The sequence below is a fragment of the Filimonas zeae genome (genome assembly GCF_014641615.1).
In the GTDB taxonomy this organism is placed as follows: domain Bacteria; phylum Bacteroidota; class Bacteroidia; order Chitinophagales; family Chitinophagaceae; genus Filimonas; species Filimonas zeae.
Genome location: NZ_BMIB01000005.1, coordinates 219,053 through 245,155, shown reverse-complemented (window position 1 = coordinate 245,155; position 26,103 = coordinate 219,053). Strand labels below are relative to the sequence as shown.

Genomic DNA, 26,103 nt, shown 5'->3' with positions numbered 1-26,103 from the left:
AAAATGAAATATTGGTTACTGGTTCTTTTTGTATTGTGTGGGGGCCTCGCGGGGGCGCAGGCCCCGCACAGTACTTTGCCTAAGGCAGATTTTGTAACACTGCGTAAGGGGCTTCCGCATTTTGCTTACAGTGTATATAATCAGCATAAGGCTACTGTGGCATTTGTAGGTGGTTCTATTACGTTTAACCCTGGCTGGCGCGATGAGTTGTGTGCCTGGTTAAAGCAGCAGTATGCAGATGTGCAGTTTACTTTTGTTACTGCGGCTATTCCATCGCTGGGTAGTGTGGCGCATGTGTTTCGCCTGCAGCAGGATTTGCTGGAGAAAGCCAATCCCGATCTGGTATTTGTAGAAACTGCTGTAAACGACAGGGGCAATGGTACAGACAGCATTACACAGGTGCGGGCGCTGGACGGTATTGTAAGGCAGATAAAACTAAAGAACCGCAGAACAGATGTGGTACTGATGGCGTTTGCCGATCCAGATAAAACGGGCGATTACAACAAAGGTGTGGTGCCCGTAGAGATAGCCAACCACGAAGTGGTAGCTGCGCATTATCAGTCGCCTTCTATTAACCTGGGTAAGGAGGTGCGCGACCGTATTGCCAATAATGAACTGAACTGGGATAGAGATTTTAAAGATATCCATCCTGCAGAATACGGGCAGCATCTGTATTTTACTACCATTCAATATCTGCTGCAGCAATGTTTTGCCACAGCGCCGTCCACTAAAGAAAGGGCAGCAGCAAAACTCCCTGCTGCCATGAATAAGGCTACCTTTCAGAAAGGGCATTATTATGCACTTTCTAATGCACGTACCGATTCTGGCTGGGTGTACCATAAAGACTGGGCGCCGCAGGATGGCCTGTCTACCCGCGAGGGCTATGTGCATGTGCCCGTACTGGCTTCAGAAAAACCGGGTGCCCAAATGCATCTGCCTTTTACAGGAACTGCTGTAGGTATTGCTGTAATAGCCGGTGGTGATGCGGGTACTATTTCTTATGCTATTGATAACGCAGCGTTCCGCGATTTGGACTTGTATACTGTACACAGCAGCTGGCTGCACCTGCCTTGTTACTGGTTACTGGCGGGCGATTTAAAAAAGGGTAAACATACGCTACATATCCGTATCTCTCAACAATCCAATAAAAACAGTAAGGGGCATGCCTGCCGTATTGCCAGATTTCTGGTTAATGGCTAGCATCCCGATCATTGTTATGAAACCTATTGTAAAAATAATATCGTTGGGTACACTACTTTCAGCAGTGGTTCCCGGTTACAGCCAGCGGCCCGTTACAGGGCCTGCTGCTTTTGTAAACCCTTTTATTGGTACCGGTGCTGTAAACGGCGGGCTTTCCGGAAATAATTATCCGGGTGCTACAGTGCCTTTTGGTATGGTACAGCTAAGCCCCGATACACGCGAAGCGCCCGACTGGGGCACCGCCTCGGGGTATGATTATAATGATAAAACTATTGCAGGCTTCAGCCATACCCACCTTAGTGGTACCGGTGTGGCGGAGTTGTTTGATTTGCTGGTGATGCCCACTACGGGTGCTGTTACTACCGTAGCAGGCGAGCCCGATAAGCCAGGCAGTGGCTATCGTTCTGCATTTTCTCATCAGCAGGAAACTGCACGGCCAGGCTACTATCAGGTAAAGCTGCTGGATTATGATATTAATGCAGAGCTTACGGCTACTACACATGCCGGGTTTCACCGCTATACCTACCCGCGTAACAGCAAAGGGCATGTGGTAATAGATTTAAACCACTCGCTTAACAAAGGCAGCTGGAGTACACGTATTATTCAATCGCAGATACGCGTAGTAAATAACCATACTATTGAAGGCTTCCGCATTATTACAGGCTGGGCCAAAATGCGTAAGGTATATTTTCATATACAGTTTAATAAGCCGGTGGTGCGGTACCAACTGGTTAACGATAATACGGTATACACCGGTAACAAGGTGGTGAATGGAAGTAATGTACGCGCGGTGTTTGACTTTGATACGCAGCAGGGATTCACTTTGCTGGTAAAGGCAGGCATTTCTCCGGTAAGTGTTGAAAACGCCCGGCAGAACCTGGCACAGGAAATTACCGCGTGGAACTTTGATAAAACAGCAGATGACGCTGCCGCCCTCTGGAATAAAGAACTACAGAAGATAAACATAGATGGTTCTGAACAACAGAAGCAGATTTTTTATACTGCTTTATACCACACTTTTCTGCAGCCAAATACCTTGAGCGATGTAAATGGCGCTTATATGGCGTCTGATTATACGCAGGGTAAAACAAAGGGTACGCATTATTCCACTTTTTCGCTGTGGGATACTTACCGGGCAGCGCACCCGCTGTATACATTGTTGCAGCAGACACGTACAGCGGATTTTGTAAACAGTATGCTTAATCAGTATCGTAGTTATGGCTATCTGCCTGTATGGCAACTGTGGGGGCAGGAGAATTACTGTATGATTGGTAACCACTCTATTCCTGTACTGGTAGATGCGGTTATGAAAGGCATACCGGGTGTAGAAGTAGAGAAGGTGTATGAAGCCATTAAAAATTCATCATTGATTTCACATCCCAATTCTCCCTTTCAGGTGTGGGAACAGTATGGATATATGCCGGAGAACATTCAATCGCAGTCTGTTTCTATTACACTGGAAATGGCGTACGACGATTGGTGTGTGGCACAACTGGCAAAGAAGCTGGGTAAAACAGAAGATTATAATCGCTTTCAGCGCCGCTCGCAGTATTACGAACACCTTTTTAACAGCGCTACCCGCTTTTTTCAGCCCAAAGATGAAAAGGGTAATTGGATAACGCCGTTTGATCCCTACAAATACGGTTCTAACGGTGGTAACCCTTTTACTGAGGGTAATGCCTGGCAATATTACTGGTATGTGCCGCACAACATGCCGCATCTGGTACAGCTTACCGGTGGCGACAACGCTTTTGTAACTAAGCTGGATAGCTTTTTTACACACAGCCATACCACCGGCGAAAAAAATGATAATGCCAGCGGGTTTATTGGCCAGTATGCACATGGTAACGAACCCAGCCACCATGTAACCTATTTGTACAACTATGCAGGCCAGCCGTGGAAAACTCAGTACTATGCTGCAAAGGTGATGAATGAGTTGTATAACACTTCCTCTTCCGGTTACGCAGGTAATGAAGACTGTGGCGAAATGAGTGCCTGGTATGTATTCAGCGCGCTGGGTTTTTATCCGGTAAACCCTGCCTCGGGCATTTATGTAATAGGCAGCCCGCAATTAAAGCGTGCGGCAATACAATTGGGTGCCGGTAAAACCTTTGAGGTACGTACCCGTAAACAATCCGATAAAGATATCTATATACAATCTGCCACGCTTAATGGTAAGCCTTACACGCGCACCTGGATTAAACACAGCGATGTGCTGGCGGGCGGCGTGCTGGAGTTTGTAATGGGGGAGCAGCCCAATACAAACTGGGGTACCGGTGTGGCTGACAGACCCATCAATAGCAGTTTCTGAACATTCTAATAGTAGTATACAAATGAACCTTACCAAAAAGTATGTATGCCTGTTGCTCCCGTTGCTGTATGGCGCGTCGGTAACAGAAACATTAGCCCAGACACAGTCCGTTGTTAACAGCCGCCTGCGTTTGTGGTACGATAAGCCAGCCACACAGTGGGAAGAAACCCTGCCGTTAGGTAACGGCCGTTTGGGTATAACACCCGATGGCGGTATCAGCAAAGAAACCGTAGTGTTAAATGATATTACCCTTTGGTCAGGTGCACCACAGGATGCCAATAATTACGAAGCCTATAAAAAGCTTCCGGAAATCAGAAAGCTGATTCTGGAAGGTAAAAATGATGAGGCGCAGAAGATTGTTGATAAAGACTTCATTTGTACCGGCAAGGGCTCTGGTGGCGATAATTATGGTTGTTTTCAAATGCTGGGCAACCTGCAGCTGCAATACAGCTACAAGGGGATAGCCGGTGCTGTACAGCCTGTGCAATACCGCCGCTCTTTATCACTGGCCAACGCAGTAGCCAACTGTACGTATACCGTAAACGGAGTACGTTATACCCGTGAATACTTTACCAGCTTTGGTGACGATGTAGCTTTTATCCGCTTAACGGCAGATAAGCCAGGACAGCTGAACCTTACGGTATCTATGGATCGCCCTGAAAAAGGTATTACTGATGTAGATGGCAAAACCCTGTTGCTGTATGGTCAGCTGGAAAACGGCATCAACGGCCGGGGCATGCATTACCTGGCCAATGTAAACGCACAGCTTACCGGTGGCACACTTACCACTACCGGCAGCACACTGGTTATTAAAGATGCGAATGAAGTAATATTATATGTAGGTGCTAAAACCAATTATAAAGATGCGGCTTACCGCCAGCATTTGCGTGAGATAATGGCGGCTGCTACTAAAAAAACATATGCGGCACAACTGCAAACGCATATAGCCAGTTATCAGAAATTGTTTAACCGCGTAAGCGTATCGCTGGAAGGCAGTAATGCAGACAGCCTTACTACCGATCAGCGTTTGCTGGGCTTTCGTAAGCAGCCAGCTACCGATAAGGCATTACCTGTATTATTCTTCCAGTTTGGCCGCTACCTCAGCATCAGCAGTACCAGGGTAGGTTTGTTACCACCCAACTTACAAGGATTGTGGGCCAACCAGGTACATACCCCCTGGAATGGCGATTACCACCTGGATGTAAACGTACAAATGAACCACTGGGCGCTGGAAACCGCGAACCTTTCTGAACTGAATCTGCCCCTGGCAGATCTGGTAGCGGATATGGTACCGCATGGCGAAAAAACTGCCAAAGCGTATTACAATACCAACGGATGGGTGGCGCACGTAATTACCAATATCTGGCAGTTTACCGAGCCTGGCGAAAGTGCTTCCTGGGGTATTTCCAAAGCAGGCTCCGGCTGGTTGTGTAACAACCTGTGGCAGCATTACCTGTACACGCGCGATCAGCAGTATCTGCAAAAAATTTATCCTGTGTTAAAAGGCTCTGCTGAGTTTTATGCAGGTATGCTTACAGAAGAGCCTAAAACGGGCTGGCTGGTTACTTCCCCGGCTTCTTCTCCCGAGAATGCTTTTTACCTGCCCGATGGCAGCGGCAAACACGCCAGCATTTGCATGGGTCCTACCATTGATAATCAGATTGTGCGAGAATTGTTTAATAACGTAATCACTGCCTCTCAGGTGCTGGGTAAGGATGAAGCGTTCCGCGCCGATCTGCAAACCCGGCTGAAGCGCGTGCCGCCGGCTGGTCAGATTGGCAAAGACGGCAGGCTGATGGAGTGGCTGGAAGATTATAAAGAAACCGAGCCGGAACATCGTCATATCTCTCACCTGTATGGTTTGTATCCTGCACCGTTAATTACACCGGAAAGCACACCAGAACTGGCCGAAGCCTGTAAGAAAACACTGAATGCCCGTGGCGATGATGGCCCCAGCTGGTCTATTGCTTACAAGCTGCTGTTCTGGGCGCGCCTGCACGATGGTAACCGCGCTTACCAGCTGTTCCGTGAACTGATGAAGCCTACTTTAAAAACAGATATTAACTATGGCGCCGGTGGTGGTGTGTATCCTAACCTGCTTTCCGCCGGTCCTCCGTTTCAGATAGATGGTAATTTTGGCGCCTGCGCAGGCATTGGCGAAATGTTGGTACAAAGCCATGCCGGTTTTATAGATCTGTTACCTGCCGTACCCGATGCCTGGAAAGGCGGTGGTGAAGTAAAAGGATTAAAAGCCGAAGGGAATTTCACCGTTAGTTTTTCCTGGAAAGATGGTAAGATTACAGAATATACCATTACTGCCCCCACACCGCGTAAGGTAAAGGTGCGGGTAAATGGCACTATTCAGGAAATCACAGCCCGTAAAGGCTGAACCATGTAACAGTATGAATATAACGGTAATCATCAGTTTTCTGGCCTTTACGCTGCTGGTAGCAGCCGTGGCAGTGTACAAAACCCGTAACCAGAAGCTGGGTACTTCGGTAGCTTATTTTCTGGGCAACCGCAGTTTCGGCTTCTGGATGATAGGCAGCTCGTTGTTCTTAACCAACATGAGCGCCAATCAGTTTATTGGCGAGAACGAGTTTGTATACACCACCAATATGTCGGTTATGTGCTGGGGTATGAGTTCTATCCTGGCCATGCTGCTGGTGGCAGAGTTTCTGATGCCGGTGTACCTGAAAATAGGCGCTGTTACTACGCCCGACTTTCTGGAAAAGCGGTTTGATACGCAAACCAAACGCATGGTGTCCGTTATATTCCTGCTGAGTTATTTTATCAATCTTATTCCTTCTGTATTGTATGGCTGTGCTGTAGCACTCAATGGTATTTTTCATATTGATGCACAGGTGGGCCTCAGCTATTTTGCTACCATTGGCCTACTGGTTCTGTTAATAGGGGTAATAGGTGGCATGTATACCCTGCTGGGTGGCCTTAAAGCCATTACCATATCGGATGTGGTGCAGGGCATAGGTATGCTGGCGGGTAGTTTGTTAATTACCTGGTATGGCTTCCGTTACCTGGGTAACGGCCACTTTATGGCGGGTGTGCATAGGGTACTGGGTGAGCATAAAGCGCATCTGAATGCGATAGGTGGTGCAACAGATGTGTTACCCTTTGGTACCCTGTTTACGGGTATGCTGCTGATTAACATTTATTACTGGGGCATGGAGCAGTATATAGTACAGGAAACCCTGGCCTCACGTAGCCTCAATGCCGGACAAAAAGGAATGGCACTGGCCTGTGTGGGCAAACTACTGGCTCCGTTGTTACTGAATGTACCGGGGTTAATGGCGGTGCACCTGTATCCGCATCTGGATAATACGGCTACTGCTTTTCCCCGCCTGGTGAGCGATGTGTTGCCACCGGCTATTGCCGGGCTCATGGCAGCCATTGTATTTGGTGGGGCGCTCAGTACGTTTAACGCGGGCCTTAACAGTCTGGGTACCTTGTTTGTACTCAACCTGTATCAGCCGTGGAAAGTACATCGTGGTAAGGCTTATAACGAAAAGAATATAGTAAAGGCCGGCCGGCGTTTTCAACTGCTGGTAATAGTATGGGCCATTTGCTTTTCACCCTTTATTATGTACTTCAGTGGTGGTTTTTATAACTACCTGCAAAAGTTATCCAGCTTTTTTAGTGTACCGGTATTTACCATTATGGCGGTAGGGCTGCTTACACGCCGCACGCCACCGGTGGCTGCCAAAGCAGGATTGGTATTTTTTGTGGTGGCCTACATTATTACACAATTTGTAATACCGGTTAAACTGCATTACCTGCATGTGTTGGCTATACTGTTTGTAGTAACCGTGGCGGGTATGCTGCTTATTGGCAGGCTGTATCCTACACCGCTGCCCTTTCAGTTACAAACCACCACCACCCTTAACCTGCAACCCTGGAAAAACAGGCACTGGTATTTTGGCGTGCTGCTGGTGCTGATGATATTGATGTTTATGTTGTTCTCGCCCATGGGCCTGGCTGCGTAAGCCGGCCGGAAAATGAATGTATATGCGTAAAAGAATGATTTATTTACTGAGTAAAAGAATACCGATGAAACGAAACCATTTGTACTGCGGTTTGATACTGGCAATGCTGGGCGTGCAGATTTCTGCATCTGCACAAAAGCAGATTGATATTCAAACCAGTCATTCCGGTTTGGTATTCACCGTAGCCCCCAACAATAAATTGTATCAGAGCTACCTGGGTAAAAACATTCAGCCTGCTACTGTACGCACTGCCAACGCCACCGCGCGCGAGGCTTATGCACAGGGTGGCGGTAGTTTTTTGTTCCAGCCTGCTATACGCATGGTACATACCGATGGCAGTGCCTCGCTCGATCTGCGTGTGGCGGAGTATCATACTACCCGTGTAAACGATAATAATTCCGTTACCCGTATTGTATTAAAAGATTCGGTATACCCTGTTACCGTGCAGTTGTTCCTGTCTTCTTTTTATAAAGAAGATGTAATTAAATCGTGGGCCGTTATTTCTCATAAAGAAAAGAAACCGGTACGCATTACCAACTTTGCTTCTTCTATGCTGAACCTGCATGCTGATAGTTACTGGCTAACCCAGTTTCATGGCGATTGGGCAGAAGAAATGCATGAGGAAGACAGTAAGCTTACCAGTGGTATGAAGGTTATAGATAGTAAGCTGGGCAGCCGCGCCAACATGTATCAGACGCCTGCTTTTCTGTTATCGCTGAACGGCCCGTCTACCGAAACAGAAGGTGAGCTGGTGGCAGGTACGCTGGCATGGAGCGGCAACTTTCAGTTTGTATTTGAAGTGGATGAGAAAAATCAGCTGAATGTTCTTTCCGGTATCAACCCTTATGCTTCGGATTATCAACTGGAACCCAATACCGACTTTACCACTCCGGAGTTTATTTTTACCTACTCTGCCAAAGGCCGTGGACAAGCCAGCCGCAACCTGCATAACTGGGCGCGTAACCACGGTGTACTGAATGGTAAGGGATCACGTTATACTTTGCTCAACAACTGGGAAGCAACTCAGTTTGATTTTGATGAGCAAAAGCTGAGTGGCTTGTTTGATGAAGCACGTTTACTGGGCACCGATCTGTTTTTGCTGGATGATGGCTGGTTTGCCAACAAGTATCCCCGTAATGATGACCATGCAGGTTTGGGCGACTGGCAGGAGAACAAGAAAAAGCTGCCGAGCGGCCTGGGCCATCTGGTAAAAGAAGCTACTGCCAAAGGTGTTAAGTTTGGTATATGGCTGGAGCCTGAAATGCTGAACCCTAAAAGCGAGCTGTACGAAAAGCATCCCAACTGGGTGCTGAAGCTGCAGAACCGGCCGGAGGATTATTTCCGTAACCAGCTGGTGCTGGATATTATTAACCCGGAAGTAAGTGAGTTTGTATATAAGATGGTAGATGATATGCTTACCAAAAATCCGGGTATTGCCTACATTAAGTGGGATTGCAACCGTATGATGACAAACGCCGGTTCTCCTTACCTGGGCGAAAAGCAATCTAACTTATATATAGATTATGTACGTAGCCTGTATGCTATACTGGACAGACTGCGCAAAAAATATCCTGAACTGCCTATGATGTTGTGCAGTGGCGGTGGTGGCAGAACCGATTACGGCGGGCTTAAATATTTTACTGAGTTCTGGCCCAGCGATAATACAGATCCCTACGATCGTATTTTTATTCAGTGGGGCTACAGCTATTTCTTCCCGGCCAATACCATTGCCTGCCATGTTACATCATGGGGCAAGCAGTCGCTCAAGTTCCGTACCGATGTGGCTATGATGGGGCGCCTGGGTTATGATATTGATGTAGCACGTATGCCGGAGAATGATCTGAAGTTTAGCCAGCAGGCGGTTGCCAGCTACAAAAACCTGAGTGCGGTAATTGGCCAGGGCGATCAGTACAGACTGGTAAATCCTAACCAGCAGCAACGCGCTGCGGTAATGTATGTAGATAGCAATAAAAGTAAAGCTGTGTTGTTTGCTTATACCCTTCAACCACGTTACAGCACCAACTGGACGCCTGTAAAACTGCAGGGGCTGGAAGCAGCTAAGCTGTACATGGTTAAAGAAATAAACCTGTATCCGGGTACGCAGGCTTCCTTACCGGAGCATAATAAGCAATATACCGGCGAGTATCTTATGAATGTTGGTTTGCAGGTATCCTCTGCCAATCCTTTAACCAGTACTGTGGTTGAAATTACCGCAGCCCCTTAAACCTGATAACAACGTACAAGTATGAAGCGTATTTTCTTCTGCCTGCTTTGCGGCACGGGCCTGTTACAACAGGCATCCGGCCAGGCAAAGCAGGCTAAAAGCAACGGAATTATTACAATTTCTTTTGGTAAACAAAACCGTATAAAGTACTATTTGCAGCAGGGCACTTATTCAGTTGAGCTGGAAGGGCGCGCTGCTATTACCCATGCTTCCGCTGCTGCCGGTAGTGATGGCCGGCAGTGGAGCAGCCGTTCTGCCCAAACACATACTTATACCCAAACGGCTGTAACCAATGCAGCAGGTAAGGCAACGCTGTATACATTTACCCACGGCACCGGTACGGAACAGATGCAGCAGTTGTTTTATGTATACCCGGGTAAAAATTATTTTATTACCGAACTGCGTGTAAAGGGCATGGCATGTAATTATTTATCTCCGCTTGCGGCTGCGCAGATGAGTGTGGGCGTTAAGGGCGACAACCGTGCGCTGAAAGTGCCTTTTGATAATGATATGTGGCTGCGGTATGATGCGCAGCCGCTGGCAAAAGCGGCGTTTACCGGTAGTGAAGTAAGTGCGCTGTATAATAACGATACGTATGCAGGTGTAGTACTGGGCTCGCTGGAGCAGCATGTATGGAAAACCGGGGTACGTGTGGCCGGCAGTAATGATCCGGCTGTTACCCGGCTGGAGGTATATGCAGGCTATACCGATTCGCTGTATACACACGATCTGCGTAATAAGCATGGTAAGGTTTTACCGCAGGATGGTTATTGCCGTTCTCCTAAAATAATGGTAGGAAGCTTTGCTGACTGGCGCGATGGTATGGAAACCTATGCCCGTTTAAGTATGCAGTTTCAACCCCGTCATATCTTCAGCTGGACAAAAGCCACCCCCATGGGCTGGAACAGCTGGGGAGCACTGCAGGATAAGATTACGGTAGATAAAGCTATTGCGGTAACGCACTTTTTTGCAGACAGTCTGCAACAGTTCCGCAACGCAGATAATACTTTGTTTATGGATCTGGATTCTTACTGGGATAACCTGGTAGAAGGCGGGCTGGATGGCAATGTTAGCAGATTAAAGCAGTTTGCAGATGATTGCAAAGCAAAGGGCTTTACCCCCGGTATTTACTGGGCACCGTTTGTAGACTGGGGTAAGCACAACCGTACCATGGAAGGTTCTACACACAACTATAAAGAAGCCTGGACGCTGCAACAGGGTAAGGTGGTAGAAACCGATGGCGCCTGGGCGCTGGACCCTACCCACCCCGGTACGCGCGACAGAATACGCCATGTGCTGGGTAAGATGAAAAGCCTGGGCTATGAAATGATAAAAATTGATTTTCTTACCCACGGTGCTATAGAAAGTGATCATTTTTACGATCCTGCTGTAACTACCGGTATGCAGGCTTATGCCAAAGGCATGGAGTTGATTGATAGTGTGCTGGATGGTACCATGCTGGTGTACGCTGCTATATCACCCAACCTGGCAACGGCCCGTTACGTACATATGCGCCGTATTGCCTGTGATGCTTTCAGCGCTATTGACAATTCAGAATACACACTCAACAGTACCGGCTACGGCTGGTGGCAGGGGCATATGTATAACTATATGGATGCCGACCATGTGGTGTTTGCCACCGCGCCGGATAACATGAACCGCGCGCGCCTGGCTTCCTCACTGGTAACGGGTACTGTAACTACCGGTGACGATTATGGTACGCATGGTAAATGGAGTGGTATAGCACGCCAGCTGTTGCAGAACCCTGCTTTGCTTGCCATTGCACGTGAGGGTAAAACCTTTCGCCCCGTAGATGCCAATACCGGTAATAAGGGGGTGAATGTGTTTACGCAGGTTATAGGTGGTAAACGTTATGTAGCTGTATTTAACTATACCGGTAACAATGAAAATTATGTAGTTCCCTTTAACCGGGCAGGTATTAAAGCTGCTGATCAAAAGGCTACGGAACTGTTTAGCGGAAACACCGTTACGCTGCAGGGTAATGCGTTACGTGTAACTGTAGCTGCCAGTGATGCTGTTATTTACCGCATAGATAAATTATAAAGAATTTCTCCGGATTAATATGGTAGGTATAATCTCCTGTGTTTTTTCGCGATGCAACACAAATTCAGCCGCCCGTTCTGCCATCAGTTTAAAATCGGTGGAATAGGTAGTGATGCCATCGCAGATGATTTCCTTCACCAGGTCATCATTATGGGAGAGAATACCTACCTCTTTCCCAATCTTCAGCCCTTTGGCCATACAGTCTTTCAGCATGGCCCACAGTTCAGAGTTGTTAATGGTAAAGTATACATAACCCTTTTCTATAGAGCCCGGAATATATTCCGGCTTTATAGTGCTGTTAATTTCGCAATCCTTTACAAACTTCTTATAGGCTTTCAATATCTCCGCCGGGGTATCAGAAGCCGGGCGGTGGTAATACACCATGCCTTTGTATTGTTTAATGGTGCTGCTCAACTCTTTAAATGCCCGGTACGATGATTTTTCAAACTCCTGCGTAACATAAGAAAAGTCTTCTCCTATAGGTTCGTACCGGTCAATCATCAAAAACTTGCTCATAGGCAGTGTTTTCAGTATTTCCGCTGTTCTTTTGTGTGGAATAGGGGCTACCACATACATACCGTATTTGCCGCGTACGCTGGAAATAATGCTTTCAAAAACATCAATATTGTTGTGGTGAAAGAATACATCAATATGCATTCCCTTGCCCAGTTTGTCGCGCAGGGTTTTATAAAACACCTCCTGAAAGCTGTCAAAAGCAAAAATTATCAGCGCCAGGCGTAGTTGCTGCTCTGTGTCCTGGTTAGCCACGTAAAAGCCCACCCGGTTTTTCGATTCCACAATGCCCCTGCTGGTAAGCTCCTTATAACTTTTGGCAATGGTTTCACGCGCAAATCCCAGTTCTTTAATCAGGCTGTTTACAGAAGGCAGCATGTCCCCACGGGAAAGTATTTTATCGTTAATAGCATTAATAATGCCCTGTACCAGTTGTTCGTGTTTAGATAGGCCGTTGATACTTTCCAGCTGACGTATCTCCTGAAACACATCGCGCATAAATTATTGAATATTAACCGGGTTTGTGATGTAAATGAAGCAGGTGGTTGCCAGCCTGGGGGAGGAAGGTGGCAGTCTGTCCTATTCTATACTAGCAAATGTATTGATTTTTTAACATTGCAGAGGCAAACAATACACATTGCCTTATATTAGCTGTTCTATTGACATTTATAACCTTTACCCAATAGCTTGTTATATGTTACGTACTGTATTGGCGCTTTTTCTTCTTTGTTTCTTTTCCGGTTTGTCCGCTGTACGTGCTCAATCTGGCAATACTCCCACTCAACGGAAGCTTTTATGGGATAACGACTGGCGGTTTTCTTTATCAGACCCTGCCGCTGCACAACAGCCGGAGTATAATGATAAAGCATGGCGTCAGCTGGATTTGCCACACGACTGGAGCATAGAAGGTGCTACGGCGCTTGAAAACCCCACCAAAGGTGCCGGGGGCTATTTTCCTGCCGGCACGGGCTGGTACCGCAAATCGTTTACAGTGCCTGCCACCTGGAAGGGAAAAAAAGTAGCGGTGTATTTTGAAGGTGTGTATATGAATGCCGAAGTGTTTATTAATGGCAAACGATTGGGTAAACAACCTTATGGCTATACTTCTTTTTTCTACGATCTTACGCCTTACCTCAAAAGCGGCGGCGGCAATGTGCTGGCCGTTCGCGTAAACAATGCAGCGCAAATGAATTGCCGCTGGTATAGTGGTTCCGGTATTTACCGCCATGTATGGCTTACGGTAAATGATCCGGTACATATTGCACAATGGGGTGTAGGGGTTACTACGCCGGAAGTAAATGCAGGTAAGGCAAAAGTAAAAATTCAAACGCTGGTAAAAAATGAAACAGACCGGGTTGAAAAGTTGCTGTTAACCACACAGGTACTAAGCCCGCTGCGCCGCAGTGCAGGCAAAGTGCAAACGGCCATAGTGCTGCAGCCCCGTTCTGAAAAAAGTATAGAGCAGGAAGTACTGGTGGCAAATCCGCAGTTGTGGAGCCCGGAAACACCGGTGTTATACCAGGCACAGGTGCAGGTGAAAAAAGCTGCCAAAACGCTTGACCAGCTTCCGGTTGCTTTTGGTATACGTACGTTGCAGTTTAGTACAGACAAAGGTTTTCAGCTGAATGGTAAAACCATAAAACTGAATGGTGGCTGTGTGCATCACGATAATGGCTGCCTGGGGGCCGCTGCTTACGACCGTGCAGAAGAGCGGAAGGTGGAGTTATTAAAGGCAGCTGGTTTCAATGCCCTGCGCACCTCACATAACCCGCCTTCCGAAGCGTTTTTGCAGGCGTGCGATAAACTGGGAATGATGGTAATGGATGAAGCTTTTGATGGCTGGCGCGAAAGCAAGAACAAGTATGATTACTCTCTGTACTTTGATGAGTGGAGCGAACGGGATGTGCAGGCGATGGTACTGCGCGATCGTAACCACCCTTCTATCATCTGCTGGAGCATAGGCAATGAAATTATTGAACGTAAAAAGCCCGAAGCGGTAGCTACTGCCCGCAGGTTAAGCCAGGCGGTAAAAGCAATAGATGCTACAAGGCCGGTAACCTCTGCCATGACTACCTGGGATAAGGACTGGGAGATTTTTGATTCGTTGTTTGCAGCGCATGATATAGGTGGGTACAACTACCAGCTGCATCATGCCGCGGCAGATCATGCGCGTGTGCCTTCGCGTATTATGGTACAAACAGAATCTTATCCCAAAGATGCCTTCTTTTGCTGGAACATGGTACAGCAGAACAGTTATATCATTGGCGATTTTGTATGGACGGCTATGGATTACCTGGGCGAGTCGGGCATTGGCCGCTCTTACTACCCCGGTGAGCCCTCCGGCGAGCATTGGGAAAAGGAGTTCTTCCCCTGGCATGGCGCCTATTGTGGCGATGTGGATTTAACAGGCTGGCGCAAACCTATTTCGCATTACCGCAATCTGTTATACAACAATAACGAAAAGCTGTATATGGCAGTACGGGAGCCTAACCCGGATAGCGGTGTTATTAAAACCACCTCCTGGGCAGTATGGCCCACCTGGGAAAGCTGGACATGGCCGGGCCATGAGGATAAGCCTGTACAGGTAGAGGTGTATTCCAGATATCCTAAAGTGCGTTTATACCTGAATAACCAACTGATAGCAGAAAAAGCAACAGGTATAACCGAAGAATACAAAGCAGTAATTGCGGTGCCTTACCAGCCTGGTGTGTTAAAAGCAGTGGGGATAATAGAGGGCCGGGAGTACGATGCGGTAACGCTCCGTTCAGCAGAAGAGGCAGCAGCAGTTACGGCAACTGCCGACCGCCGCATTATTCAGGCAAACGGGCAGGATCTGAGTTTTGTTACTGTAGAAGTAAAAGACGCCCATGGCCGTTTACAGCCCAATGCAGCGCATCAGCTTCGTTTTTCCATCACCGGCCCGGGTGAGATTGCAGGCGTGGACAGTGGAAATTTACAGGATACAGATTTGTATGTGGCAGATAAACGGAAAGCGTGGCATGGCCGTGCGCTGGTAGTTATAAAAAGCACGCATGCTGCCGGAGAAATTAAACTGAAGGTGGAAGGTGAGGGGCTTACTGCCACGGAACTGAATATTACGGCGGTATCCGACGGGGCTGTTAAATAACAGCCCTGCCGTTTCCCTTGTTGTAGTTGCGCCTGTTAGCCTATTCTTAGTTACCTTTATGCCTTCAAAGCGCGTGATGGACTTACCTGAGAATGAAAGAGAACTGCTGCTGCGCATCGCAGAAGGCGACGAAAAGGCGTTTCGGGTATTTTTCGATGCGTACAAGAATCGTTTTTATGCGGTGGTATTGAAAATGACGGGTTCTGATGCTACGGCGGAAGAACTGGTGCAGGAGGTGTTTCTCAGAATCTGGCAAAGCAGGCAACTGCTGGTGGGGGTGGATAATACAGATGCGTATTTTTTTACTGCCGTATACCGCCTGGTATTCCGGCATTATAAAAAGGTGGCGCAGGAACGAAAACTGCTGGCCACGCTGGCCGATGCAGACGAGAGTGATCATAATACTGATGAAAGTATACTGGCGGCAGAAATCAAGCGGCTGATTGATGAAGCCGTATCGCGCCTGCCGGTGCAACAGCAGAAAGTTTTCAAACTTACCCGTCAGGAAGGGCTGAGTCGCGAACAGGTGGCCGAACACCTTCATATTTCTCCCAATACCGTCAGGAATCATCTGGCTGATGCTACCCGTTTTATCCGGGAATATCTCAATCGCGCAGCACTTATTTACCTGCTTTTGTGCATCAGCCCCAACCATGGAAAAAATATTTTTCCGGCGGGTAGTACATCCCTTAATTACTCGCATCTGTCTGTTATAGAGGATTAGCAGACTATAGCTATTTCATCATCCGGTAAAGCAAAACAATGTCCCTGCCAAAGGAAAGGATTACTTATTTATTAGATGTGTATACATCCGGCAAAGCAACTGTTCAGGAAGAGCAGGAGTTTATGGCGTGGATAGCAGATGCCGGTGAGGATAGCGAGCTGAAAAGCTATGTACAGCACCTGTGGCGCAACCCTGAAAATCAGTCATTTCACTACGTGAACTGGGATCAGATGTTCAACCGCATTGTGCGCCCGGAGGAAAAGCCGGCGTTCAGTGCTCCTGAACCGCGTGTAAAGCGCCTGCCCTGGTGGCGTATCGGCGCCGCCGCTGCCGTGTTATTACTGGTGGCAGGTAGCTATTGGCTGTTCTCTGATAAAGAGCAAGGCAATACCAGCCCGGTAACAGCCGAAGCAATACCATCTATTAAAGAGGTTCATATACCCGCACCGGCAACCAGTAAAGCAGTTATTACCCTTGCTGATGGCCGGAAAATAGCTTTGGAAAGTGCCGGAGAAGGATTGTTGACAACGCAGTCGCAAACACGGTTGATAAGAATGCGCGACGGGCATATTTTTTACCAGGCCACGTTTGGAGACCTGGAGGCGCGAACGCTTACCAATACCATCACCAACCCCGTAGGTTCTCGCATCATCGAAGTACAACTTTCGGAAGGCACGCATATATGGCTCAACGCCGGTTCCTCTATCACTTTTCCGGTAAAGTTTGCCGCAATGGAGAGAACGGTGGCTATTTCGGGAGAAGCTTATTTTGATGTAAAGTCAGGAGCGCGTTCACCATTTATTGTAAAGGCCGGCGATATGATGGTTAAAGTATTAGGCACCCGGTTTAATGTAAATACATTTTCGAAAGATAAAGGAAAGCGGGTTACCCTGCTGGATGGCGCGGTGCGTGTAAGCAAGGGTAAAGATGACGTAGCGTTAAAACCTGGTATGCAGGCGCTGGTAAAAGATGATTCTATTACTGTAAACAGCTTTTCAGATGCAGATGCTTCTATAGCGTGGAAAAACGGATATTTTTCGTTTAAAGGTGCTACGCTGGGCGATGTACTGGAAGAGCTGGCAAGGTGGTACGATATAAAAGTAAGTTACGAAGGCGGCGCGGCGATAGCCAACAGAACCTTCGGCGGAAAAATTCAACGGTTTGCTGATTTTTCCAGTGTATTAAGAGTATTAACAGAAAACAACGTGAGATATCGGATAAACAACAGAGAATTGACAATATTACCTTAACCCATAAAAAGATTGTTTACAGAAACGGGTTTCAGGAAAAAGCCGGGCGGTGCTGGTACCACCACCCGGTGTAATAACCTGGGATTTGTAAGATTATGCGTCTCGTAAACTGCTTATTCTTTTCACCCAAATCATAACAAAGTTATGCGATTAACTGCGCTTTGGAGCAAACTTCATTGGAAGTGTCTATTTCCGTCACCTCAACAACTGAGAACTGTGAAACTGGTTATTGTGGCTTTATTGTGTACGGCTTTGGCAGCAAGCGCCAGAACGTACTCCCAAAAGGTTACTGTTTCAGAAAAGAACGTACCCATTGAAAAAGTGTTTAAGATTATTGAACAACAAACCGGGTATGTATTTTTTTATGATGAAGCCCTGCTGGCAAAGGCAAAAAGGGTGAACATTCAGGTTGCCAATATGCCGCTGACAGAAGTGCTGAGGCTGTGTTTTCAGGATCAGCCTTTAACCTATGCTATAGTAGATGAAACTATTATAGTAAAGGCAAAAGCGCAAAGCGCAGTGTTAGCAACAGCACCTCCCCCGCAGGATATTACCGGTATTGTTACCGATGCGGAAGGTCAGCCATTGGCCGGAGCAGCAGTAAAAGTAAAAGGTACCACCCAGGGTGCGGGTACCGATAAAAACGGGCATTTCAGAATTGCAGGTGTAGATGATAAAGCAACGCTGGAAGTATCTTATGTAGGGTACGACACTAAACTGGTACCTGTAAATGGTGGCAGATCTATTGCCATTCAACTTACCGCTACTATCAGCGAGTTGGGTAAAACTATTGTAATAGGGTATGGTACTACTACCAAGCTCAAAAGCACGGGTTCTACCAGTACGCTCCGCGCAGAAGAAATTTCCAAACAGCCTATTGCCAACCCGCTGAATGCTTTACAGGGGCGTGTGGCTGGTGCACTGGTTACACAAAGCAACGGCTTACCAGGCTCCAGGGTTACTATACAAATAAGAGGTAATAACTCTATCGATCCTTCAAGTCTGGGTAGCCAGCCATTGTATATAGTGGATGGCGTGCCTTTTAATATGAGTGATAATTCTGCGCCGTTTTTTAATGATGTAAACGGAAGAGGTATTTCAGCAGCTGCGGGTGGCTTAAGCCCCTTCAGCATGATTAACCCTTCAGAAATTGAAAGCATTGACATATTAAAAGATGCGGATGCAACCGCTATTTACGGGGCGCGTGGTTCTAATGGTGTTGTGCTTATTACCACTAAAAAAGGAAAAGCAGGTAAAACCAAATTGAATGTTACAGCCTATCAGGGTATGGGTAAAGTAGGGCATTATATTCCTATGATGAATACGCAGCAGTACCGCCAGATGCGTAAAGAGGCGTTTGCCAATGAAGCAGGCACTCCTTCTGTATCTACTGCGCCTGATCTGTTGGTTTGGGATTCCACAACTACTACTGACTGGCAGGACAAATATCTGGGTAATACTGCTAAGCTTTCTGATGTGCAGGCTACTGTTTCCGGAGGCGATAACAGAACACGTTTTCTGTTAAGCTCCGGGTATCATTACGAAACACCTGTATTTCCCGGCGATTACAGCAACCGTCGTATCTCTTCGCGTTTTAACGCAGACCATACCGGACTGGATAGAAAATTCAATGCCAATGTATCGGTAAACTATTCGTATGAAAATACCAATCTGCCTTTAAACGATCTGAGTGCGTTATATATTCTGCCACCTAACATGCCGCTGTATAATTCCGATGGCTCTTTATATTGGAATGCCAATTTTAATAACCCGGAAGCAATACGGTTGAAGAAGTATGGCAGCAAATCGCACAACCTGATGGCGAATGCAGTATTGCGCTATACTATACTGCCAGGGTTAGATATTAAATCCAGTTTTGGATACAACAATATGCAGATGGATCAGAGTCTGGCAGAGCCGGCCGTATCTAAAAACCCAACAGGTTCAAGCACGCCTACCAATTCTGCCCGTTTTGTATTTATTAATCAACGTTCTTACATATGGGAGCCACAGGCAACCTACACCCGTAATATAGGAGAAGGCAGATTAACCGGCTTATTGGGTGGCGCTTTTCAGAGTACTGTTAATACCTCCCTGTCTCAAACCGCAGATAATTACAGCACTGCAGTGTTAACAGGTAGTCTTGCCGGAGCGGGTAGTTACGGTATACCCAGCTATAATTACACTGCTTACAGGTATACTTCAGCTTTTGCAAGGGTTACATACGATTGGAAATCTAAATATCTGTTTAATGGTGTGGTAAGAACCGATGGTTCTTCCCGTTTTGGTCCTGATTTCCGTTTTGGAAAATTCTGGTCGCTGGGTGCAGGTTGGGTGTTTTCTAAAGAAGACTTTGCACGTTCCTGGTCTTTCCTTACGTTTGGTAAGCTGCGTGCCAGTTATGGCCGCACCGGTAACGATCAGATTCAGGAGTACCTGTACCGCGCGTTTTACTCGCCTTCCGGTACTTATCAAAACGCTACTGCGCTGGCGCCTACCCGTATTTCCAACCCCACGCTGCACTGGCAAAATACCTTTAAACTGGAAATGGGTTTAGATATGGCTTTCCTGGATAACCGGGTAGAGGTAACTGCCAATTACTATCGTAACCGCACACCGGATCAGCTGGGCTTCCTCTCGCTTTCCGATCAGGCAGGGTTTAACTCCTATGCCTCTAACTTCGACGCGGTAATACGCAACACCGGGGTAGAGCTGGAGTTGAAAACCGATAACATACGCAGTAAAAACTTTGGCTGGAAAACTGCTTTCAACCTTACCATTCCGCGTACAAACCTTATCAGCGCCAGCCCCAGCTATTTCTTCTACAATCAGAATTTGTTAGGAAAGCCGTTGAGCATGGTAATGCGTTTTAATTATATGGGTGTAGATGCTGCTACAGGAAAACCGCTTTACCGCGATGCCACTAAAGACAGTCTTACTTTTACTCCCAACTTTAGCACCGACCGTTCTATGGCGGGTTATACGGCGCCTAAAATGTACGGTGGCCTTAATAACATTCTTACTTATAAAGGGCTGGAGTTAAGTTTCTTTTTCCAGTATACGGTACAGGATGGCACCATTTATCCGCTGAATGCACCAGGGGTATTGTCTAATGGCAACCAGCCAACGTTCTGGTTAAACCGCTGGACCAAACCTGGTGATAACAATGTACTGCCTAAAGCAACCACCGTTTCTTCTGTTTACGGTTCATGGAGTTCGTCTAACGCCACATGGGGTAATGCTTCCTTCCTGCGCTTACGTACGGTAAATATGAACTATGCGTTTCCGGCAGCACTGATTAAAAAAATGCGTGTAGAAAATTGCCGGGTATTTCTGCAGGGGCAAAACCTGTGGTGGACCTCAAAGAACAAATATGTGTACGATCCTGAAACCGGAACCTCTATGCCACCGCTGCGGGTAATCACGGTTGGATTAAATGTAACATTCTAAAATCTGGTGAAAATGAAGCTTCAAATATCTTCTTTAAAATATCGCTTTTTAATAGCTGCTTTGGTATTGGGCATAGCAGGTTCTTCCTGTAAAAAATTTATTGAAACTGGTATTCCTCCCACCAATATCGACGCCAGCACGGCTTTTTCAGATTCCGCTACAGCTACCTCTTCCGTGCTGGGTATATACAGTGCTATAGCAGGCAGCAGCAGCTCGGCCATGTACTATGCAATTACCTTTGGCGCTATGAGTGCAGATGAAGGTTACTTTTTGCTTAACACCAGCTACGATAATTTCAAAAACAACACGCTGGCGGCCGGTAACGATGGTAATACCATGTGGTCGGCTATATATGCACGTATAGGAAGGGCCAACTATGCTATAGAAGGCCTTACCGCTGCTAACGGTTTAACCACTTCTGTAAAAAATCAGCTGCTGGGCGAGGCTAAGTTCTGGCGTGCCTGGCTGTACTTTTACCTGAGCCAGTATTTTGGTGATGTGCCGTTAACGCTAACCACTAAGGCATTAGAAGAAGGTCTTACGCCTAAAACGGCTATTGCTGCTGTGCGTACACAAATAGTAAAAGATCTGGTAGAAGCCAAAGCGTTGTTAACCGATAAATATCCTTCTACAGAACGTGCCCGTATTAATAAGAAAGTGGTTTCTGCTTTTCTGTCAAAGGTATACCTCTATACGGGCAACTGGGCGGGTGCGGAGACGGAAGCAACGGAAGTAATCAACAGTGGAACTTACAGCATTGTTACCAACCTGGATAATGTGTTTCTGAATACCAGTAACGAAACCATCTGGCAGTTATCACTGGTAAACACATCGGGTGTTGCTGCTACTTCTTTCGGTGCGCAGTATTTGCCTGCCAGTACTTCACCTGCTTTTGTGTTATACGATACCCTTGCCAATACTTTTGAAGCAAATGATCTGCGTAAAGCAAGCTGGGCAAAATCTATCGTATACGACAATAAAACTTTCTATTATCCTTACAAGTATAAAGTTCGCGTTACTACCACAGGAAACGAATATCCGGTAATGCTTCGTTTAGCTGAAGTATACCTGAACAGAGCAGAGGCAAGAGCTAATCTGGATAATGTATCCGGTGCGCAGGCCGATCTTAATGTGGTGCGTGGCCGAGCGGGCCTCGGCGAAACAAGTGCGGAAACTAAAGTAACCCTGCTTGCAGCATTATTACATGAAAGATGGGTGGAGCTGTTTACAGAAACAGCAGACAGGTGGTTTAACTTAAAGCGTACAGATAAGGCCACGGAAGTGTTAAGTCTTATAAAGCCTCAGTGGAAAGCTTTTCAGCAACTGTATCCTATTCCTATGCAGTCTATGAATTCCAATCCAAACCTGAAAGACAACGACGGGTACATCAAATAACAACGAGTACAAAAAATAAATAGTTATGAAGCGCAACTTCTATGTTTCATTCCTCCTCATGGCCGGCTTTTGCCAGCAGGCCATGGGGCAGACCGCTGCTAACCAGCGCGATTCGCTCAATCTGTATTTTGGCAACCTGGTAAAGTCGGAAAATCCGGCAGATAAGGCGCTGCTGCAGAATAAGCTTTACGATCTGCTGAAAAGTAAGAGCGAAGAAGACTGGCTTACTGCACGCCGTTTCTTTTACCAGATTGAAAGGATCAACACATCCGATTCTATTACCAAAGCTGCTAAAGTCGCTTTCCCGTTGGGTGCTGTGGTGCGGGATGAAGAAGTTAGTGCGGTATACAACGAAAAAGATCCGGTAGCCAAGGAGAAGAAATTTAAGGCATGGATTGCCAAATTTCCTCCAGCAAAATTCGGAAGCGACAGAATTGTATACGACTATGCGCGTAACTCTGTTTCCTCTGCTTATGCCAATGCCGATAATGTAAAAAAGGCTATCGCTTATGCGGATATGATTGAAACCGGCCCCTGGAAAGGCGAGGGTTGGGCATCACCTGCACAGGTGTTTGTTAAAAAAGGCAACTTTGCAGATGCAGCCAGACTGTATAAAAAAGCGGCTGATAACTCTTACAAATACATGACTACACTGCGTAACCAGCCAGGCGCGGGCTTTGCGGCCAGCGGATTTGTAAGCTACTCAGCCGCACTGGCCGATCTGTACTATCAGCAGAAAAAGTACGATCAGGCATTGTATTACGTTCGCCTGGCGCATGACAGTTCTAAAACAGTACGTGCGGGTGTAAACGTTACTTATGCCAAAGTGCTGATGAACCTGGGCAAGGATAAAGAAGCGTTTGATATGATTGATGCTTCTGTAAAAGAAGGGCAGGCTACCCGCGAAATGAAGGATATGCTGCGTACGCTGTATGCAAAAGTAAAAGGCAGCTCAGATGGATATGATGACTATATGGTAGCGGTAAACAAAGCACTGGCAGAGAAAACCAGAGCGGCGTTTGCAAAGCAGATGATTAAACAACCAGCGCCGGGCTTTACGCTACAGGATGTAAACGGACAAACTGTTTCGCTGGAATCGCTGAAAGGCAAAATTGTAGTAGTTGATTTCTGGGCTACCTGGTGTGGCCCCTGTAAAAGATCTTTCCCTTCTATGAAGCTGGCCATGAATAAATACAAAGACAGCTCCGACGTGACTTTCCTGTTTATTCACACCTGGGAAAAAGAAGAGAACGCTACAGAGAATGCTAAAAAGTATATTACCGACAACAATTATCCTTTTCAGGTGCTGATGGATCTGAAAGGGGCTGATGGTGTTAACAAAGTAGTAAGCAGCTATAAAGTAAGCGGTATTCCCACCAAGTTTGTAATAGACAAAGCCGGTAACGTCCGCTTTAAATTCACCGGCTTTACCGAAGGGGAAGATGCAGGCGCGGAAGAAGTGAGCGCTATGGTTGAACTGGCAAAGAAAGCAGGATAAATCATCTGATAAATAATAGTATATGCGGATGAGAATTTTTTCTTTGATAGGAGTACTGGCCATACTGAACGTTTCTCTGATATATGGTCAGCAAAAAGCTGCCACCTTATCTGTGGGCGACAAAGCGCCTGCTGTAAAAGTGCGCAAGTGGTTTAAAGGCGAACCCGTAAATAGCCTTGAGAACGGAAAGGTGTACGTAGTTGAGTTTTGGGCTACCTGGTGTAAACCCTGTATTGCCGGCATGCCGCATTTGTCTGAACTGGCAGCAGCGTATAAGGACAAAGTAACCGTGGCCGGTATCAGTATTATGGAAAGGCGCGGTATTACCTTAGAAGCATTGGATAGTTTTGTAACAAAGCGCGGTGCTGAAATGGCTTATACCGTAGGAGCTGAGGATAGGAACTTTATGGCTGCTAACTGGCTCAGGGCCTCCGGAGAAAGAGGTATACCCTGTGCTTATGTAATAGATCAGCAGGGGCGTATTGCATGGATTGGTCAGCCTAAACAGCTGGATGCCGTGTTGCCTGAGGTAATTGCAGGAAAATGGGATATTGTTAAGGCATCGGCTGACAGAAAGGAATATATGCGTTTACAGGCGCTGGATGGTGAAGTGATACCGCAGCTTAATCCCTTTATGGGTAATCCTGGCAAACCGGTAGAGGCGCTGGCAGCAATAGATAAAATACTGGCTGTTAATCCGGGCTTGAAGTATTATCCTATGACTGGCCATTTTACCTTTTACTCACTGCTGAAAACAAATCCGGATAAGGCTTTGGTATTCGCCAAAGAATGGTTTGCTCACAATGATGAACCCCGGTTTTCTACGGTAACAGATGCCGTGTATGGGAAAAACAATCTTCCCCCGGAAGTATATTCGTTTGCAGCGTATTGCTATCAGGAACAATTAGCCAGATATCCCTGGAGTATGGATTTTCCTGATACTTACAGCACTATGGCTGCTTTATATGCTAAAGCGGGAGATAATTCCAAAGCAGCAGAAGCGGCAGGTGAGGCTGTTAAAGCTGCCAGAGAATTGAAATCTTTTCCGGTAGAAAAGCTGAAAAAACTGGAAGCGGAGTTTTCAAAATATCAGAGCAGATGATAACTGCCTGCAAGTAATAACTATAACAAGTGTACATGCCCGGAAGTAATTCCGGGCATGTTTGTATATGGCTACTTTTATGACTTCAAATGTTTCTTCATCATAATATCCGTTTGCTCATCATCGCCCAGCTTAAAAATGTGTTTGTCAAATGCTACAAAGCCATTTTTGCTGTAAAAGCGAATGGCGCGCTGGTTTTCTTCCCAAACGCCCAGCCACAGGTAGGTAACATCTTTTTCCCGGGCAAGCTGTAACGCCTTCCCGTAAAGTACTTGCCCCACTTTCTTACCATGATATTGTTGCAGCACATAAATAAGTTCTATTTCCAGTGCCTGCTCTCCTTTCAATTCCGTTTGAGAGGTGCCTGCGTTTACTTTCAGATATCCCACTACATCCTTATTGCACATGGCAAAGTAAAATTCAGAATCAGGGTTATTCAGTTCATCTCTTAGTTTGTCTGCTGAAAAGCCTTCTTCCAGATATTGAGCCATGTTAGCTGCTGTATTGAAAGCTGCAAAGGTTTCATTAAAAGTTTGTCTGCCTATTTGTTGCAAAGCTTCTATATCATTTGTGGTAACCGGTTGTATTGCTATTGCTTCCATGTAGTATGCATTTGTTCTGTTGAGCGGAATGCAACGAAATTAGTACTGTGTAGGTTGGTATTGACAGACCGGTTTGTATATACAGGGTAGGCCAATTTGTAGTTACCCCTTGCGGTGAAAAAGCTGATAAGGGGTAAATATACCCGGCAGCGAAAGTGTAATACTAAGGTCGTAGGCCTTACCCTTAAAATTGTTAAAAGCGGGAAGCAGAAAAGACTGAACCTTTTTTAATACCGGCAGCGGAGCGCCTAACTCTACCATTGCCAGCAAATCCTGCGCACAGTGTATTAGATGGTTAATGTCCAGTATAGGACTGGCGCTGGCATAAATAGTATCGCTGATATGAAGTGCCGTGCGTAATTCAAAAACACCCTTTTCAGGCGCTTCGGGGTCTATGGGGTATTCCTGTATCAGTACACTCACATCGGGTGCAGTGCCCAGTTTTTCATTGAGCATCAGGTCTTTCGTGTGTTGTATCAGTGTAAGAATATCCAGCATAAGCCTGTAAAGTCGCAATAAACATTCCAATATACCTTTTTAAACCTTAAGATTTTAAAACCAGGCTTCGCAAATTAGCAGCACCACACGCTTTTTACGTGTATACCGGCAGGTAAAGCCCTAAGGAGCACCGGGGGAACATTA

General features: G+C 46.6%; 16 protein-coding genes. 13 read left to right on the top strand and 3 right to left on the bottom strand.

Features of this window, described 5'->3' with window-relative positions; translation table 11 throughout:
* Positions 1–3 precede the first annotated feature (3 nt).
* From IEY13_RS24665 to IEY13_RS24640, 6 genes are all read left to right on the top strand, one after another.
* Positions 4–1,200, top strand: a complete 1,197-nt coding sequence (locus tag IEY13_RS24665) for an SGNH/GDSL hydrolase family protein (protein ID WP_188957399.1) — start codon at positions 4–6, stop codon at positions 1,198–1,200.
* Positions 1,201–1,216: 16 nt separating this feature from the next.
* Complete coding sequence (locus IEY13_RS24660; protein ID WP_229688004.1) at positions 1,217–3,511, top strand: GH92 family glycosyl hydrolase; 2,295 nt, start codon at positions 1,217–1,219, stop codon at positions 3,509–3,511.
* Between the two features lie 22 nt (positions 3,512–3,533).
* Complete coding sequence (locus tag IEY13_RS24655; protein ID WP_188957397.1) at positions 3,534–5,900, top strand: glycoside hydrolase family 95 protein; 2,367 nt, start codon at positions 3,534–3,536, stop codon at positions 5,898–5,900.
* A 13-nt stretch (positions 5,901–5,913) separates the two neighbouring features.
* Positions 5,914–7,512, top strand: a complete 1,599-nt coding sequence (locus tag IEY13_RS24650; protein ID WP_188957395.1) for a solute:sodium symporter family transporter — start codon at positions 5,914–5,916, stop codon at positions 7,510–7,512.
* Positions 7,513–7,576: 64 nt separating this feature from the next.
* Entirely contained in the window at positions 7,577–9,736 is a 2,160-nt protein-coding gene (locus IEY13_RS24645; protein ID WP_188957392.1) for an alpha-galactosidase, read from the top strand.
* Positions 9,737–9,757: 21 nt separating this feature from the next.
* Positions 9,758–11,800, top strand: coding sequence for an alpha-galactosidase (locus tag IEY13_RS24640; RefSeq protein ID WP_188957390.1), 2,043 nt, complete (start codon positions 9,758–9,760; stop codon positions 11,798–11,800).
* Here the strand turns inward: IEY13_RS24640 and IEY13_RS24635 are convergent.
* Positions 11,795–12,811, bottom strand: coding sequence for a GntR family transcriptional regulator (locus IEY13_RS24635; protein ID WP_188957388.1), 1,017 nt, complete (start codon positions 12,809–12,811; stop codon positions 11,795–11,797). The genes IEY13_RS24640 and IEY13_RS24635 overlap by 6 nt on opposite strands.
* Positions 12,812–13,007: 196 nt before the next feature.
* Between IEY13_RS24635 and IEY13_RS24630 the strand changes: the two genes are divergently transcribed.
* From IEY13_RS24630 to IEY13_RS24600, 7 genes are all read left to right on the top strand, one after another.
* Complete coding sequence (locus IEY13_RS24630; RefSeq protein ID WP_188957386.1) at positions 13,008–15,440, top strand: glycoside hydrolase family 2 TIM barrel-domain containing protein; 2,433 nt, start codon at positions 13,008–13,010, stop codon at positions 15,438–15,440.
* 58 nt (positions 15,441–15,498) lie between these two features.
* The gene (locus IEY13_RS24625) at positions 15,499–16,164 is read left to right on the top strand and encodes an RNA polymerase sigma factor (RefSeq protein WP_188957384.1); all 666 of its coding nucleotides are present in this window, start codon (positions 15,499–15,501) and stop codon (positions 16,162–16,164) included.
* 38 nt (positions 16,165–16,202) lie between these two features.
* Positions 16,203–17,414 (top strand): FecR family protein, encoded by a 1,212-nt coding sequence (locus tag IEY13_RS24620; RefSeq protein ID WP_188957382.1) that lies wholly within the window; start codon positions 16,203–16,205, stop codon positions 17,412–17,414.
* Between the two features lie 216 nt (positions 17,415–17,630).
* Positions 17,631–20,864, top strand: coding sequence for a SusC/RagA family TonB-linked outer membrane protein (locus IEY13_RS24615; RefSeq protein WP_188957380.1), 3,234 nt, complete (start codon positions 17,631–17,633; stop codon positions 20,862–20,864).
* A gap of 12 nt (positions 20,865–20,876) precedes the next feature.
* Positions 20,877–22,259 (top strand): RagB/SusD family nutrient uptake outer membrane protein, encoded by a 1,383-nt coding sequence (locus IEY13_RS24610; RefSeq protein WP_188957378.1) that lies wholly within the window; start codon positions 20,877–20,879, stop codon positions 22,257–22,259.
* A 25-nt stretch (positions 22,260–22,284) separates the two neighbouring features.
* On the top strand, positions 22,285–23,757 hold the full coding sequence (locus IEY13_RS24605; RefSeq protein ID WP_188957376.1) for a TlpA disulfide reductase family protein: 1,473 nt from the start codon (positions 22,285–22,287) through the stop codon (positions 23,755–23,757).
* A gap of 22 nt (positions 23,758–23,779) precedes the next feature.
* Positions 23,780–24,859: a TlpA family protein disulfide reductase gene (locus IEY13_RS24600; RefSeq protein ID WP_188957374.1), complete on the top strand. Its 1,080-nt coding sequence runs from the start codon at positions 23,780–23,782 to the stop codon at positions 24,857–24,859.
* Between the two features lie 77 nt (positions 24,860–24,936).
* Here IEY13_RS24600 and IEY13_RS24595 read toward each other — a convergent pair whose 3' ends face one another.
* Both IEY13_RS24595 and IEY13_RS24590 read right to left on the bottom strand, forming a co-directional pair.
* Entirely contained in the window at positions 24,937–25,461 is a 525-nt protein-coding gene (locus IEY13_RS24595) for a GNAT family N-acetyltransferase (RefSeq protein WP_188957372.1), read from the bottom strand.
* A 102-nt stretch (positions 25,462–25,563) separates the two neighbouring features.
* The gene (locus IEY13_RS24590) at positions 25,564–25,989 is read right to left on the bottom strand and encodes a hypothetical protein (RefSeq protein ID WP_188957370.1); all 426 of its coding nucleotides are present in this window, start codon (positions 25,987–25,989) and stop codon (positions 25,564–25,566) included.
* Between the last annotated feature and the right edge of the window lie 114 nt (positions 25,990–26,103).

What these genes read in the sequence shown, in the direction of transcription:
- IEY13_RS24635 (WP_188957388.1), bottom strand. Translation starts at nt 12,811, where the DNA reads ATGCGCGATGTGTTTCAGGAGATACGTCAGCTGGAAAGTATCAACGGC.
- IEY13_RS24600 (WP_188957374.1), top strand. Translation starts at nt 23,780, where the DNA reads ATGCGGATGAGAATTTTTTCTTTGATAGGAGTACTGGCCATACTGAAC.
- IEY13_RS24630 (WP_188957386.1), top strand. Translation starts at nt 13,008, where the DNA reads ATGTTACGTACTGTATTGGCGCTTTTTCTTCTTTGTTTCTTTTCCGGT.
- IEY13_RS24605 (WP_188957376.1), top strand. Translation starts at nt 22,285, where the DNA reads ATGAAGCGCAACTTCTATGTTTCATTCCTCCTCATGGCCGGCTTTTGC.
- IEY13_RS24595 (WP_188957372.1), bottom strand. Translation starts at nt 25,461, where the DNA reads ATGGAAGCAATAGCAATACAACCGGTTACCACAAATGATATAGAAGCT.
- IEY13_RS24610 (WP_188957378.1), top strand. Translation starts at nt 20,877, where the DNA reads ATGAAGCTTCAAATATCTTCTTTAAAATATCGCTTTTTAATAGCTGCT.
- IEY13_RS24650 (WP_188957395.1), top strand. Translation starts at nt 5,914, where the DNA reads ATGAATATAACGGTAATCATCAGTTTTCTGGCCTTTACGCTGCTGGTA.
- IEY13_RS24655 (WP_188957397.1), top strand. Translation starts at nt 3,534, where the DNA reads ATGAACCTTACCAAAAAGTATGTATGCCTGTTGCTCCCGTTGCTGTAT.
- IEY13_RS24645 (WP_188957392.1), top strand. Translation starts at nt 7,577, where the DNA reads ATGAAACGAAACCATTTGTACTGCGGTTTGATACTGGCAATGCTGGGC.
- IEY13_RS24660 (WP_229688004.1), top strand. Translation starts at nt 1,217, where the DNA reads ATGAAACCTATTGTAAAAATAATATCGTTGGGTACACTACTTTCAGCA.
- IEY13_RS24625 (WP_188957384.1), top strand. Translation starts at nt 15,499, where the DNA reads ATGCCTTCAAAGCGCGTGATGGACTTACCTGAGAATGAAAGAGAACTG.
- IEY13_RS24620 (WP_188957382.1), top strand. Translation starts at nt 16,203, where the DNA reads ATGTCCCTGCCAAAGGAAAGGATTACTTATTTATTAGATGTGTATACA.
- IEY13_RS24640 (WP_188957390.1), top strand. Translation starts at nt 9,758, where the DNA reads ATGAAGCGTATTTTCTTCTGCCTGCTTTGCGGCACGGGCCTGTTACAA.
- IEY13_RS24665 (WP_188957399.1), top strand. Translation starts at nt 4, where the DNA reads ATGAAATATTGGTTACTGGTTCTTTTTGTATTGTGTGGGGGCCTCGCG.